We start from the raw sequence: 14,521 nt of genomic DNA, 5'->3' as shown, positions 1-14,521 counted from the left end.
GCTCGCGGCATCCCTATGCGGGACGCTTCAGATGCTTACCCAAAATAAATGTTTCTGACGATTTGTCCCGCGACGCCTTCGGCTTGCGGGCCGCCACCACCTTGAATTGGCGTTTGAACTTTTCGACAATCTGACTATATCCGCTGCCGTGAAAGCATTTGACTAAAAGGGTACCATCCGGCTTCAGGTGATTTTGCGCGAATTCGAGCGCGAGATCGCATAAATGCTCGATCCGCGCCGCATCCGCGATCGCCACGCCCGACAGGTTGGGCGCCATATCCGAAATTACAAGGTCTACCTGGCGCGCACCGACCAATTCTTCGAGCTGGATCAGCACCGCGTCTTCGCGGAAATCGCCCTGGATGAAGTGCACGTCGGCCACCGGCTCCATCGGCAGAAGGTCCAAAGCGATGATCGTGCCGTCGATGCCACCTTCGCGCTCCGCGTTGCGCTGCGAGCCGCCCGCGAGTTTGTTGCGCACGTACTGGCTCCAGCTGCCCGGCGAGGAACCGAGATCGACGATCACTTGTCCGGGACGGATCAGCTTGTCCTGCTCGTCGATTTCCTTGAGCTTGTAGGCCGCGCGGGCGCGATAACCTTCCCGCTGCGCCATTTTGACGTACGGATCGTTGATGTGGTCGTGCAGCCACGCGGTATTGAATTTGTTTTTTGCCATTAAAGATTGAACTATTGCTGCGTCGGGTCGCGCTTTAGGGGATAATACGCGGTTATTTCGCGCGGCCCCCCGCCAGACTGGCGGCGATCCGCGATTCTGTTGTTCTGACGCGCGCCCTGCTGAATCGAGTCGCCCGAATCGCTCGGCGATCGGACGAAACCGCAGGAGCCGCCATTTTAGTCGAGTCTCCCACTTTCCATGCCAGCCCTTAAAGTCTCTTCCGACCAACGCGCCGAGTTGCGCTCCCAGGCACATGCGCTCAAACCGGTCGTGCTCGTCGGGACCGAAGGCTTGACCGACGCTGTGCTCGCCGAAATCAAGGTGCACCTCGCCGCGCATCAACTGATCAAAATTCGCGTGTTCGGCGATGAGCGCGAGGAGCGCATCGCTATCTACGAAGAAATCTGCGACGCGCTGAACGCGGCACCGATCCAGCATATCGGCAAGCTGCTCGTGATCTGGAAGCCAGAATCGGCACAGCCGGCGGCAAAAGCGAAGCGCGGCGCGTTGCCGAGCGCCCGCGAAGCGGCAGCCGAAGAAACCCGGCCGGCCAAGGGACGCGCACCCCGCATCGTCAAGGTCGCCAAGCCGACCGACGTGCCGATGCGCAAGCCGCGAGCGAAAGCGGTGCTGGTGCGCGGCAATGAACGCGTGACGCAGGGCGGCAACATCAAGCGCGCGAAGAAGCGTCAAACCAGCGCGAAGCGTTCGCATCAGTCGAAGTAGAGAATACGCGCCCAAGGTGCGGACCGACTCCGCACTGCGCATTGGCGGCCTTGAGCGCGAGGCCCGAAGCAGCGCGAATGAACCGTAGTTGGCCACCGGAATCGCGACGATTCGTCGCAATGTGAGAATCATCGCGGGCATCGGCATCGACCCGGCGGCCATGGCACGCGCACCGTCGCACCATCAGCCACCCGCCAGCTTCAGCCCGCCACCTTGCCCGTGGCGCCGCGCGCGCCCTCTTCCTCGGCCGCGGCACCAACAGGCGCCGGCAGCAGCCAAACGAGCGCAACCCCTAGCAGGCTCTCGATCAGGTAGAACAGACTCGACACGCCATGCAGGATGCCGAAGCGCGTCGCATAAACGGAATGGCCGATGTCGCTGCCCGCCTCGAGCGCCGCCACGCGCATCGCGTTCATGAATGGCTGCAACGCGAAATAGCCAACCAGCACGCATACGAGCATACCGGCGAGCAGCCAGCGCAAGCGGCGATACGCGCCATTCCCGCGCCGCACGAGCAAATTGGCGAGACCGAGCAGCAAAATGCCGCACACGACGCCAATCACACCCTGAATACGAAACAGCTGCGCAGCGACGGCGCCCGCCGTCATCCGGTCGAGCGTCGTGAACAGCACGGGCGCAACCGCATAGCCGATAGTCAATAGACTACCGACCCACACCACCGTCAACAGGCGGAAAAAACGATGAGGCATCAAAGACACCGGCGCCACCCTCAGATGTAGCTGACCGCGATGATTTCGTATTCGCGCACGCCGCCCGGCGCTTGCACCGACGCGACATCGCCTTCCGACTTGCCGATCAGCGCACGCGCGATCGGCGAGCTGATCGAGATCAGGCCGTGGTCGATGTCCGCTTCGTCGTCGCCGACGATCTGGTATTTAACCGACGCGCCCGACTCGAGATCTTCGAGCTCGAGCGTCGCGCCGAACACCACGCGGCCGTCCGCTTCCACTTGCGACGGATCGATCACCTGCGCGCCCGCGAGCTTCGACTCGATCTCAGCGATACGGCCTTCGATGAAGCCCTGCTTTTCCTTCGCAGCGTCGTATTCCGCGTTTTCCGACAGATCGCCCTGGGCGCGCGCTTCCGCGATCGAGTTGATCACAGCCGGACGTTCAACCGATTTCAGGCGCTGCAATTCATCGCGCAGCATGTCTGCGCCGCGCTTCGTCAATGGAATAGTGCTCATAAACAACTCTGGAGGCAAAAAACGGCCATAAAAAAAATCACCGCGGTTAAGTGCATTCCGCGAAAGCCGCCGCCCGTGGACAAACCCGGGCCGCAGCACCTGCGGAACGCCGCTTAACCGCGGCACTTACATCTTGGACAGGTAGTCGAAGCCTTAGTTTAGGCGAGCATGGAGTCCTTGTAAATCATAGACTTCCAGGTCCTTCAGATAACGAAGACCCTCCACCGCCGCGCGTGCGCCCGACATCGTCGTGTAGTAGGTGACCTTGTTCGCCTGCGCGCTCATGCGGATCGAACGCGAATCGGCGATCGCCGCGCGCGTTTCGTCGACGGTCGTGAAGACGAGCGCGATCTCGCCGTTCTTGATCATGTCGACGATGTGCGGACGGCCGTCCTTCACCTTGTTGACGACCTTGACTGGCACGCCGGCCGCTTCGATCGCGGCAGCCGTGCCCTTGGTCGCGACGATCGGGTAGCCGAGCTCGTGCAGCATGCGCGCGACTTCGACTGCCTTCGGTTTGTCGGCGTCCATCACTGTCAGCAGCACCGTGCCCGATTCAGGCAGACGCGAACCCGCCGCGAGCTGCGACTTGAACAGAGCCTCGCCGAACGTCTGGCCGACGCCCATTACTTCGCCGGTCGAACGCATTTCAGGTCCGAGCACCGGGTCGACAGCCGGGAACTTGACGAACGGGAACACCGCTTCCTTCACGCTGAAGTACGGCGGCTCGACTTCCTTCGTCACGCCTTGCGCGGCGAGCTTCTGGCCGACCATCGCGCGCGCTGCGATCTTCGCGAGCGGCAGGCTGGTCGCCTTCGACACGTACGGCACCGTGCGCGACGCGCGGGGGTTCACTTCGAGCACGTAGATAATGTCGTCCTTCGAGCGGTCAGCCTGCGGTACCTGCTGGATCGCGAACTGCACGTTCATCAGGCCGACCACGTTCAGCGCCTTCGCCATCGCGGCGGTCTGGCGCTTCAGTTCGGCGACGGTGGCCTTCGATAGCGAATACGGCGGCAGCGAGCAGGCTGAGTCGCCCGAGTGCACGCCCGCCTGTTCGATGTGCTCCATCACGCCGCCGATGAACACGGCATCGCCATCGGAAATGCAATCCACGTCGCATTCGATCGCGTCGTTCAGGAAGCGGTCGAGCAGCACCGGCGAGTCGTTCGACACCTTCACCGCCTCCCGCATATAGCGCTCGAGATCTCGCGGCTCGTGGACGATTTCCATCGCGCGGCCGCCCAGCACGTACGACGGACGCACGACGAGCGGATAGCCGATTTCGTCGGCGAGCTTCAGTGCTTCGTCTTCGGCGCGCGCGGTGCGGTTAGGCGGCTGGCGCAGACCGAGGTCCTGCAGCAGCTTCTGGAAGCGCTCGCGGTCTTCGGCCGCGTCGATCATGTCCGGCGACGTACCGATGATCGGCACACCGTTCGCCTCGAGGTCGAGCGCGAGCTTCAGCGGCGTCTGGCCGCCGTACTGCACGATCACGCCGACCGGCTTTTCCTTGTCGACGATTTCGAGCACGTCTTCGAGCGTCAGCGATTCGAAGTACAGACGGTCGGAGGTGTCGTAGTCGGTCGACACGGTTTCCGGGTTGCAGTTGACCATGATCGTTTCATAGCCGTCCTCGCGCATCGCGAGCGCGGCATGCACGCAGCAGTAGTCGAATTCGATACCCTGGCCGATCCGGTTCGGGCCGCCGCCCAGCACCATGATCTTCTTGTTGCTGGTCGGATTCGCTTCGCACTCTTCCTCGTAGGTCGAGTACATGTACGCGGTCCTGGTTGCGAACTCGGCCGCGCAGGTGTCGACGCGCTTATACACCGGACGCACGTTCAACTCGATACGACGCGCGCGCACGTCCGCCGGCTTCGCGCCGAGCAGCCTGGCCAGACGACGATCCGAGAAGCCGCTCTGTTTCAGATACTTCAGCTCCTCCTTCGTCACGCTCGCCAGCGTGCGGCCTGCCAGCGCCTTTTCCTTCAGCACGATCTGTTCGATCTGCGCGAGGAACCACGGGTCGATCGCGGTCTCCTCGAAAATCTCTTGCGCGCTCATGCCCACGCGGAACGCGTCGCCAACATACCAGATGCGATCCGGACCGGCTTCGCCGATCTCGCGGATGATCTCGTCGCGATTGGCGGTCTTTTCGTCGAGACCATCGACGCCGACTTCGAGGCCGCGCAGCGCTTTCTGGAACGACTCCTGGAACGTGCGGCCAATCGCCATCACTTCGCCGACCGATTTCATCTGCGTGGTCAGGCGCGAATCGGCTTCGCGGAACTTCTCGAACGCGAAACGCGGGATCTTCGTGACGACGTAGTCGATCGTCGGTTCAAACGACGCCGGGGTCTGGCCGCCGGTGATTTCGTTCTTGAGTTCATCCAGCGTGTAGCCGACCGCCAGCTTCGCCGCGACCTTCGCGATCGGGAAGCCGGTTGCCTTCGACGCCAGCGCCGACGAACGCGACACGCGCGGGTTCATTTCGATCACGATCATGCGGCCGTCTTTCGGATTGATCGAGAACTGCACGTTCGAGCCGCCGGTGTCGACGCCGATCTCGCGCAGCACCGCGAGCGACGCGTTACGCAGGATCTGGTATTCCTTGTCGGTCAGCGTCTGCGCCGGCGCGACCGTGATCGAGTCGCCGGTGTGGATGCCCATCGGGTCGAGGTTTTCGATCGAGCAGACGATGATGCAGTTGTCCGCCTTGTCGCGGACCACTTCCATCTCGTACTCTTTCCAGCCGAGCAGCGACTCTTCGATCAGCAGCTCGCGCGTCGGCGACAGGTCGAGACCGCGCTTGCAGATCTCTTCGAACTCGTCGCGGTTGTACGCGATGCCGCCGCCCGAGCCGCCCAGCGTAAACGACGGACGGATCACGACCGGATAGCCGCCGCTGCCGGTTTCCGCGCCGATCTTCGCCTGCACCTGCAGCGCTTCTTCCATCGAATGCGCGGTGCCCGACTTGGCCGAACCGAGGCCGATCTTCGTCATCGCGTCCTTGAACTTCTGACGGTCTTCCGCCTTGTCGATCGCTTCCGGCGATGCGCCGATCAGCTCGACCTCGTACTTCGCCAGCACGCCGTGCGCGTGCAGGTCGAGCGCGCAGTTCAGCGCGGTCTGGCCGCCCATCGTCGGCAGGATCGCGTCCGGGCGCTCCTTCGCGATGATGCGCTCGACCACTTCCCATGTGATCGGCTCGATATAAGTCACGTCGGCCGTGTTCGGGTCGGTCATGATCGTCGCCGGATTGCTGTTGACGAGAATGACCTTGTAGCCTTCCTCACGCAGCGCCTTGCATGCCTGCGCGCCCGAATAATCGAACTCGCACGCCTGACCGATGATGATCGGACCCGCGCCGATGATGAGGATGCTCTTGATGTCTGTCCGCTTGGGCATAACGCTCTCGCTAATGTATTGCTGAATTCTTTCCGTCGGCGCGCGCCATTTTCACGTTGCGCGCGCTGTTTCGCGGCATGTCCGCCGCGTAGCGCCGCGGGCTGCGGCGGCCGCCGCGAGCGGTTTCCGGCTGGCCTCTGCGGCTGGCCTGTACTACTTCAAGCCGCGGCGCTCTTGCCGTTCTTGTGCGCGTCCATCAACGCGGTGAAGCGGTCGAACAGGTATGCGACGTCGTTTGGACCGGGCGACGCTTCCGGGTGGCCCTGGAAGCAGAACGCCGGCTTGTCGGTCAGCGCGAAGCCCTGCAGCGTGCCGTCGAACAGCGACACGTGGGTGACGCGAGCGTTGGCGGGCAGCGTATCGGTATCGACCGCGAAACCATGGTTTTGCGACGTGATCACCACGCGGCCGTCTTCGAGATCCTTGACCGGATGGTTCGCGCCGTGGTGGCCGGTCTTCATCTTCATCGTCTTCGCGCCGACCGCGAGGCCCATGATCTGGTGGCCCAGGCAGATGCCGAAGGTCGGAATGCCGCGCTCGATGAACTCCTTGGTCGCCGCGATCGCGTAGTCGCACGGCTCAGGGTCGCCCGGGCCGTTCGACAGGAACACGCCGTCGGGGTTGAGCGCGAGCGCGTCAGCGGCGCTCGCTTGCGCCGGCAGCACGGTGACATGGCAGCCGCGCTCGGCCAGCATGCGCAGGATGTTCTGCTTGACGCCGTAGTCGAACGCGACCACGCGGTATGTCGGCGCTTTCTGCTCGCCGTAGCCCGTGCCCAGACGCCATTCGGTTTTGGTCCACTCGTAGGTTTCCTGGGTCGACACGACCTTCGCGAGGTCCATGCCGGCGAGGCCGGGGAACGAGCGCGCGAGTTCGATTGCCTTCGCTTCGTCGTCGGAACCAGCGAGGATCGCGCCGCTTTGCGCGCCCTTGTCGCGCAGGAGGCGGGTCAGCTTGCGGGTGTCGATGCCGGCGATGGCGACCACGCCTTCATCCTGCAGATATTGCGGGAGCGTGCGCTCCATGCGGAAGTTCGACGCGAGAACCGGCAGGTCACGGATGATCAGGCCGGCGGCATGGACTTTCGTCGCTTCGACGTCTTCGGCGTTCACGCCGACGTTGCCGATATGCGGGTACGTGAGTGTCACGATCTGGCGCGCGTAGCTCGGGTCAGTCAGGATTTCCTGATAGCCGGTGATGGCGGTGTTGAACACGACTTCACCGATGGTATGCCCTGGGGCGCCGATCGAATAACCACGAAAGACCGTGCCGTCGGCGAGCGCGAGTAGAGCGGGAGAAAATGACGGCAACACGGGAGACTCCTTGGGGGAACACCCTGTTGCCACCTGTCTATCCGATTGCAAGCCGCAGCGAAGCACATCGTGGATGCGCGCGCAGACTCGCTCGCGAGCTGCCGGTGACGCTGCAAGGGGCGCGATGGGTCCATTGTGCGGACGACTCGGCTGGGTGTGGAGCCCTTCTTGCTACGCCAATGGCGCGCGGCGGATGAACGGTATGAGGGAGGTAGGCGCTAGGGTGCGGGTGGATAAGCTCAAACCTTGAAATTATAGCCTGAATCCACTGTTCCCTCCAAATCTGAGATAGGACGAGGCGTTGAGGCGGCGTGCCGGGGCGGACCTTCAAAGCCTTGCCGGGCCGACGGGACTGAACCGCCGTCGCGGCCCCTCCGGGTCCGACGCAAGGCCTGGCGCGGCCGTTCAGGCCTCCTGCTCCGAGCGCATCTCGCCAGAACGGGCAAGCTGCCGACCCGGCAACACGTACCAGATCGCACTCAGCACCTGCAGCGCGACGAGGATTTTCCACGCGCTCAGATGCGCGAGCGCCGGGTAATGCCCGCCGCTCGCCGGCCAGTGCGACAGCACCGCGCCAACGCCGATCTGGAAACCGAAGATCAGCAGAAAAATAATTAGCGTCAGCGTCGTGTTGACCCGGCCGATCATCTGCGGCGGGAAATGCCGCGCCATCACCGCGTAGCTCAGAATCCCGGTGCCGCCGAAGATGCCGTAGGCGGCCCACAACAGGCTCGCCGGCAACGGCGCGTTAAACATGATGAGCATCTGCGTCAGCACATACAGCGCCATGCCGATGCCGCAGAACGCGTACAGCGAGAGGCCGCGCCGCTCGAGACTACGCGCCGCCGCGCCGAAACCGACGCAGCCGGCCATCATCGCGAAGCCGAGAATCGACACGAGCGCCGCCGCCTGGTGCGGCTCGAAGCCTTGTACGTCGCGCAGCCATGCTCCGACCCACAACGACTGCATCGCGTAGAAGACGCCTTGCGTAACGACCGAGAACGACGCGATTTTCCAGAACGCCGCGCTGCGCAGGATGTGCCATGTACCCTTGAACTGCGCGACGATGCTCGCCTGGCGATGCGTTTCGCGCGCGTCCGGAGCGAGCGTCCATTGCGCGAGCGCAACCGCTACCGTCAGCACACCGAGTCCGACGCAAACCGGGCGCCAGTTGGAAAAACCGAGCACCCACGTGAGCGGCGAACCGACCATCACGCCGCCGAAACCGCCGATCGCCATCACAAGCCCGTTCATCAATGGCAAACGCGCCACCGGAAAATGCTGCGCGAGCGCCTTGAACGCGGCGCCGAGGCACACCGACACGCCAACGCCGATCAGCAGCCGCCCGACCATCATCATGGCGAGACTGTGCGCGGCGCCGAATACCCAGATGCCGAGCGCGGCAAAAAGCAGCGTGACGGACGTCACGCGACGCGCGCCGAAGTGATCGAGCAGCACGCCAGCGGGGATCTGCGCGCCCGCGAAACCGAGGAAATACAGACTCGTCAGCACACCCAGATCGGCGGCTGACAGACCGAGATCGCGCGTGATGAACGGCGCGAAACCAAGATTGACGCCGCGAAACACGTAAGAGACGAAGTAGCCGGCGGAAAAAAGCAGAAAGACGCGCAGTTGGGTCGACGACATAAATCAGGAAGTAAACCTGGAAATGACCTCAAGAACCTCTCTCGAGGTTCGGACGGATCAGGACGGACCGGCACCCCGCGGGCCGAAGCACGAACAATAAAGTAAATACCGCAAACGCGCAGGAATCGTCCGCGCAATGAAAAACGCCGTCACCCTGAGGTGACGGCGTTGGATGAACACGATACGTGATCGGAGCGCAATCCATGCGCTGCCCCCGCAACGCATGTGGTCACTACCGTGAGAGCCGCTATTGGTCTATTTATCCTTCTTCTTCGCGTTGGCCACGGTCTTCGGGCGGCTCTCAGCTGCGGCCTTCGACGCCTTGCCGGGCTCCGAGGCCGAGACCTTCTCGACCTTGCCTTTGCTGGCAACGGGCGCCGCCGGCTTGTTACCCCTGGCGCCCGGCTCGGAGACCTTGACGACGGCGGAGTGGCCGCGCCCTTTCTTCTTATCGTAGTGTGAATCGCCGTGTGCGTCTGCGACGTGGACGCCAATCTTCTGCACACTGCCGCCTTGCACGTCGGCGGCGATCTTTTCCGGACCCGGCTCGCTGGGTACCCGCTTGCCGACCGGCACGTGCAGCACGATCACCTGGCCGCGCGAAACCTGATCACGATGCGTCCTGTTCCACGCCTTCAGCTGACCGACCGAAACGCCGTAGCGCAATGCGATGGCCGCCATCGACTGATTGCGACGCACGCGGATCAGCATCTTGCGCGTGTCGGGTACGTCGGGTTCCATCGCGAGCACCGCGCTTTCGGCGACGTCGGCGCTGATGTCTTCATCGTCGTCCGAGCCGCGCGGCACGACGATCGTCGAGCCCGGCTTCAGGCGCATACCGACCGGAATCTTGTTCACTTCCATCAGCGTGTCGGGGTCGACGCCGATCTTCTGTGCGATCGCCGCGGGCGTCGCGCGTGCGTCGACCGTGTAGGTGGTCCAGGACGACAGCGAGCCCGAGTACGTTTTCAGATTGCGCTCAAACGCGGACGCGTTGTCGAAAGGCAACAGAATCTGCGGCTGCGTCGCGCCGAGAATCACCGGCTTCCTGAACGACGGGTTCAGCGAACGGAACTCGTCCGTCGACATGTTGGCGAGCCGCGCGGCGACGTCGACGTCGATGTCGTGCGAGGTCGTGACCGTCACGAAGTACGGGTGGTTCGGAATAGACGGCAGAGTGAGCCCGTACATCTGCGGGTTCATCACGAGGTTCTTGACCGCTTGCAGCTTCGGCACGTAGTTGCGCGTTTCGTTCGGCAGACGCAGGCTCATGTAGTCGGTCGGCAGACCCGCCGCCTCGTTGCGCGCGATCGCGCGCTGCACGTTGCCCTCGCCCCAGTTATACGCAGCGAGCGCGAGTTGCCAGTCGCCGAACATGTCGTGCAGGTTCGACAGGTAGTCGAGCGCGGCACTGGTCGACGCAAGCACGTCGCGGCGCTCGTCCTGCCACATGTTCTGCTTCAGGTTGTAGGTCCGGCCCGTGCCCGGCATGAACTGCCACATACCTGCAGCCTTGGCGACCGACAAAGCCTGCGGGCTATATGCAGACTCGATGAACGGCAAGAGCGCGAGCTCGGTCGGCATATGGCGCGACTCAAGTTCCTCGACGATGTGATACAGGTATTTCTGCGAACGCTCGGTCATGCGCTGCACATAATCGGGACGCTGCAGATACCAGTTCAGCTGCATGTCGACGAGGTCGCTCTGCAGGTCCGGCATCTGGAAGCCACGGCGAATGCGGCCCCACAGATCGGCGTCCTGGCTCGTCAACTGATTGACGGAGCTCTGGTCGACATTGATGGTTTCTTTAGCGGTGGCGTTCTTGCGAAGGGCGTCGGCTACGGCCTGCTGGCTGGCGGGGTTATTGGCGGTATTCGTCGTCGGTCCCTGACTCGCGCACGCGGCGAGTGTCAGGACCAATAACGCACTTAAGATAAATCGCATGAACGTCTCGGTTTCCACAAGGGCTGGAATTTGCAGCCGATAGTACGAAACGTCAACGTTTCCGTCAATTGGAAAATCAAGAAAAAAATCAACCAAATCTGGGGCTTGGCGAATTTTTCCGATTCATCGCGTGAAGAACCTCCGAATGCGCTCCGGATCAACGGAAGCGGTTCTTCCATTCGCGCATCAATGTGAAGGCTTTCAGCCGGTCGGACACCGTTTCGTGCAATCGTGCTTCGAGGTTCGACTGGATCGCCGGCTCGCCTGCGCGCAGGAACGGATTGACCGCGCGCTCGTGCGCGATCGTGGTCGGCAGCGTCGGCTGGTGGCGGGCGCGCAACTCGTTCGCCTTGTCGCGCCACGCCTGTAGTTCGGCATTGTGCGGCTCGCAAGCGAGCGCGAAGCGAATGTTCGACAGCGTGTATTCGTGTGCGCAGTGCACTTCGGTTGCGCCGGGCAGTGCGGCGAGCGAATCGAGCGAGTTCAGCATCTGCTGCGGCGTGCCTTCGAAGAGGCGCCCGCAACCGCACGCGAACAGTGTGTCGCCGCAAAACACGTGCGGCGTGCCGCGCGTATCGGCCGCCTGGAAATAGGCGATGTGTCCGCTCGTGTGACCGGGCACGTCGAGCACGCTGAATTCAAGTGCGGGTGCGGCGATCGTCACGTGATCGCCACTTTTGAGACGATGTGTCAGGTGCGCGATCGCTTCGCCGGCGGGGCCGTAGACCGGGACGTCCTGGCCGTTCAGCAGATCGGCCACCCCGCCGACGTGGTCTTGATGATGGTGCGTGAGTAAAATAGCGCTCAGCCGCCAGCCTCGTTGCGCCAGACAGGCGCGCACAGGGGCGGCTTCGCCCGGATCGACGACGACCGCGTGGTGTCCGTCGGCAACGACCCAGATGTAATTGTCTTCAAACGCCGGGACCGGTACGTACTCGAGCGCATTCATAGGCGACGCATTTTTAATATGACTGACCGAGCGATTATAGACTGGCCCGCCTGGACCGATTCGCCGCCAGGCCGCTACGTGCTCGACTGGGAGCAAACGCAGCTCGATCGCGTGGTGTCGGACGTGTTCGGCTATCATGCGCTACAACTCGGCCTGCCGCAGCTCGACGCGTTGCGCGAGAACCGCATGCCGTGCCGCGGCCTCGTGCTCGACGCGGCGAGCGGCGCGAGCGCGCCGTACACGTATCCGCGCTCGGCACGTCGTGGTAGCGTGAGCGGCATCAGCAGCGCGGGCACCGCTGGCGACGACAATCCCGCGAACGCCGCGCCAGGCGCCCCTGGTCTGCACGCGCCGGCCGGGCGCAGCGCGGTCTGGTGCGACCTGCTCGATCTGCCGTTCGAAGCGCAAAGCGTCGACTTGCTCGTGATGCCGCATACGCTCGAATTCACCAGCGACCCGCATCGGCTGCTGCGCGAAGCCGAACGCGTGCTGGTGCCTGAAGGCCAACTGATCATCCTCGGCTTCAACTCGCTGTCGGTGTGGGGCGTACGGCAGTCGATCGGCAAGATGACAGGCCGCCCGTTCGTGCCCTCCGCCGTCGATCTGATCGCGTTCACGCGCCTGAAGGACTGGATCAAGCTCCTCGGCTTCGACCTTGAACGCGGGCGCTTCGGCTGCTATCGTCCGCCCCTCGCGAGCGATCAATGGCTCGCGCGTTACGGCTTCATGGAAGCCGCCGGCGACCGCTGGTGGCCGATTTTCGGCGCCACCTACATGATCAAGGCGATCAAGCGCGTGCGCGGCATGCGTCTCGTCGGGCCGCTCAAAGTGAAAAAGCCCGTGCTCGCGGCAGGCCTCGCGCCCGCCGCCACCCCGAATACACGAAACCACACCGAATGACTCCAGATCACATCGACATCTATACCGACGGCGCTTGCAAGGGCAATCCCGGCCCTGGCGGCTGGGGCGCGTTGCTGCGCTTCGGCAGCCAGGAAAAAGAACTGTTCGGCGGCGAGGCCAACACGACCAACAATCGCATGGAGCTGATGGGCGTAATTTCCGCGCTCGAGGCGTTGAAGCGCCCTTGCAAGGCGATCGTGCACACCGATTCGCAATACGTACAGAAAGGCATCAGCGAGTGGATTCACGGCTGGAAAAAAAAAGGCTGGATCACCGCGGCGAAGCAGCCGGTCAAGAACGCCGATCTGTGGAAGCGGCTCGATACGCTCGTCGCGCAACACGAGATTGAATGGCGCTGGGTGCGCGGCCACAATGGCCATCCGGAAAACGAGCGCGCCGATCAGTTGGCCAATCGCGGCGTGGCATCGCTCGCCGAGATGTAAAGAGCGTGCGTGCGTGCATCGGCAACGACGCGCGCCGCCCTCCCCGCTTTTTTTCCGCAATTTTTTCGAAGCAGGCTAATCCGACATGCGCCAACTGATCCTCGATACCGAAACTACCGGCCTGAACGCCCGCGGCGGCGACCGGATTCTCGAACTCGGTTGCGTCGAGCTCGTGAACCGCCGGCTGACCGGCAACAACCTGCATTTCTATATCAACCCCGAGCGCGACAGCGATCCGGGCGCGCTCGCGGTGCACGGCCTCACCACGGAATTTTTGAGCGACAAGCCGAAGTTCGCGGAGATCATCGACCAGGTCCGCGATTTCATCCAGGACGCAGACCTGATCATCCACAACGCGCCATTCGACATCGGTTTTCTCGACGCCGAGTTCGCGCTGCTCGGTCTGCCGCCAGTGAGCACGCACTGCGGCGAGATCATCGACACGCTCGCGCAAGCCAAGCAGATGTTTCCCGGCAAGCGCAATTCGCTCGATGCGCTGTGCGACCGCTTCGGCATCAGCAATGCACACCGTACGCTGCACGGCGCGCTGCTCGACTCGGAACTGCTCGCCGAGGTCTATCTGGCGATGACGCGCGGTCAGGAAAGCCTCGTCATTGACATGCTCGGCGAAGCGCAGGTCGGCGGCGATACGCATGCGCCGCGTGTCGCGCTCGACTCGCTGGAGCTGGTCGTGATCGCTGCGAGCGACGACGAAAGCGCCGCGCACGAAGCCGTACTCGACGATCTCGACAAGGCTCTCAAAGGCGCGAGCGTATGGCGTCTTGAACCCGCGCCAGCAACTGATGAGCAAACTGCTTAAAAAAGCTAGACGAACCCTAAATTCCCTGACATAATTTCAATCTCTTCGGGTGGTTAGCTCAGCGGTAGAGCACTGCCTTCACACGGCAGGGGTCACTGGTTCGATCCCAGTACTACCCACCAGATTCTTGGTGTGTCGATCACCGAAGACAAAAGGGCTTACGCAGCAATGCGTAAGCCCTTTTTCTATTGTCGGCAAATACGTCGCGTGCGCCATACGAGATACCGTTGGCTATAGAACCACGTCGTTCCGTAGGTTGGCGAGCGCCCCGCACTGTTGCTATATTCGGCAAACGGGCATTCGCCCGGTCCGGCTCCGTCCGGTTTCTCCATCTTGAACCATCTCAGGGAGGCGCCACATGTTTGCAGTGCATCGCGCGCTCCCCGGCATGGTTCCACGACCGTCGGCCCGTCCGCCACGACCGATGCGACCTTGAAGCCGCAGCGTTGTCGCTGATGCGCCTCCGCCTCGGCAGGCGCCGCGTTCAT

At 62.9% G+C, this 14,521-nt stretch carries 12 protein-coding genes and 1 tRNA gene; 5 read left to right on the top strand and 8 right to left on the bottom strand.

The window, feature by feature from the left end; all coding sequences use genetic code 11:
• Positions 1–13: 13 nt before the first annotated feature.
• Positions 14–676, bottom strand: coding sequence for an RlmE family RNA methyltransferase (locus OKW45_RS18055; protein ID WP_429470235.1), 663 nt, complete (start codon positions 674–676; stop codon positions 14–16).
• 198 nt (positions 677–874) lie between these two features.
• Between OKW45_RS18055 and OKW45_RS18050 the strand changes: the two genes are divergently transcribed.
• Positions 875–1,402, top strand: coding sequence for a YhbY family RNA-binding protein (locus tag OKW45_RS18050; RefSeq protein WP_429470233.1), 528 nt, complete (start codon positions 875–877; stop codon positions 1,400–1,402).
• Positions 1,403–1,602: 200 nt separating this feature from the next.
• Here OKW45_RS18050 and OKW45_RS18045 read toward each other — a convergent pair whose 3' ends face one another.
• The 7 genes from OKW45_RS18045 to gloB form a co-directional block, all read right to left on the bottom strand.
• On the bottom strand, positions 1,603–2,112 hold the full coding sequence (locus OKW45_RS18045) for a DUF4149 domain-containing protein (protein WP_429470231.1): 510 nt from the start codon (positions 2,110–2,112) through the stop codon (positions 1,603–1,605).
• A 20-nt stretch (positions 2,113–2,132) separates the two neighbouring features.
• A complete protein-coding gene (gene greA, locus OKW45_RS18040) occupies positions 2,133–2,609 on the bottom strand; it encodes a transcription elongation factor GreA (RefSeq protein ID WP_026225947.1) in 477 nt (158 codons plus the stop codon).
• A gap of 153 nt (positions 2,610–2,762) precedes the next feature.
• Positions 2,763–6,017: a carbamoyl-phosphate synthase large subunit gene (carB, locus tag OKW45_RS18035; protein WP_429470229.1), complete on the bottom strand. Its 3,255-nt coding sequence runs from the start codon at positions 6,015–6,017 to the stop codon at positions 2,763–2,765.
• A gap of 158 nt (positions 6,018–6,175) precedes the next feature.
• Entirely contained in the window at positions 6,176–7,330 is a 1,155-nt protein-coding gene (gene carA / locus OKW45_RS18030; RefSeq protein WP_018421245.1) for a glutamine-hydrolyzing carbamoyl-phosphate synthase small subunit, read from the bottom strand.
• Positions 7,331–7,735: 405 nt separating this feature from the next.
• Positions 7,736–8,977 (bottom strand): MFS transporter, encoded by a 1,242-nt coding sequence (locus OKW45_RS18025; protein ID WP_018421246.1) that lies wholly within the window; start codon positions 8,975–8,977, stop codon positions 7,736–7,738.
• A gap of 255 nt (positions 8,978–9,232) precedes the next feature.
• The gene (locus OKW45_RS18020) at positions 9,233–10,921 is read right to left on the bottom strand and encodes a transglycosylase SLT domain-containing protein (RefSeq protein ID WP_429470227.1); all 1,689 of its coding nucleotides are present in this window, start codon (positions 10,919–10,921) and stop codon (positions 9,233–9,235) included.
• A gap of 157 nt (positions 10,922–11,078) precedes the next feature.
• A complete protein-coding gene (gloB, locus tag OKW45_RS18015; protein WP_018421248.1) occupies positions 11,079–11,870 on the bottom strand; it encodes a hydroxyacylglutathione hydrolase in 792 nt (263 codons plus the stop codon).
• Positions 11,871–11,888: 18 nt separating this feature from the next.
• Here gloB and OKW45_RS18010 point away from each other — a divergent pair, with 18 nt between their 5' ends.
• The 4 genes from OKW45_RS18010 (at position 11,889) to OKW45_RS17995 (ending at position 14,155) form a co-directional block, all read left to right on the top strand.
• Positions 11,889–12,770, top strand: a complete 882-nt coding sequence (locus tag OKW45_RS18010; RefSeq protein WP_429470225.1) for a class I SAM-dependent methyltransferase — start codon at positions 11,889–11,891, stop codon at positions 12,768–12,770.
• Entirely contained in the window at positions 12,767–13,213 is a 447-nt protein-coding gene (gene rnhA, locus OKW45_RS18005; protein ID WP_018421250.1) for a ribonuclease HI, read from the top strand. Before OKW45_RS18010 ends, rnhA begins: the two co-directional genes overlap by 4 nt.
• A gap of 85 nt (positions 13,214–13,298) precedes the next feature.
• Positions 13,299–14,033, top strand: coding sequence for a DNA polymerase III subunit epsilon (gene dnaQ, locus OKW45_RS18000; RefSeq protein ID WP_018421251.1), 735 nt, complete (start codon positions 13,299–13,301; stop codon positions 14,031–14,033).
• Between the two features lie 47 nt (positions 14,034–14,080).
• A tRNA-Val gene (locus OKW45_RS17995) sits at positions 14,081–14,155 on the top strand.
• Positions 14,156–14,521: the final 366 nt, after the last annotated feature.

The sequence above is a fragment of the Paraburkholderia lebeckiae genome (genome assembly GCF_050436225.1).
Classification (GTDB): domain Bacteria; phylum Pseudomonadota; class Gammaproteobacteria; order Burkholderiales; family Burkholderiaceae; genus Paraburkholderia; species Paraburkholderia tuberum.
Note: the sequence above shows the minus strand (reverse complement) of the source record. Positions and strands in the feature narration are given on the sequence as shown.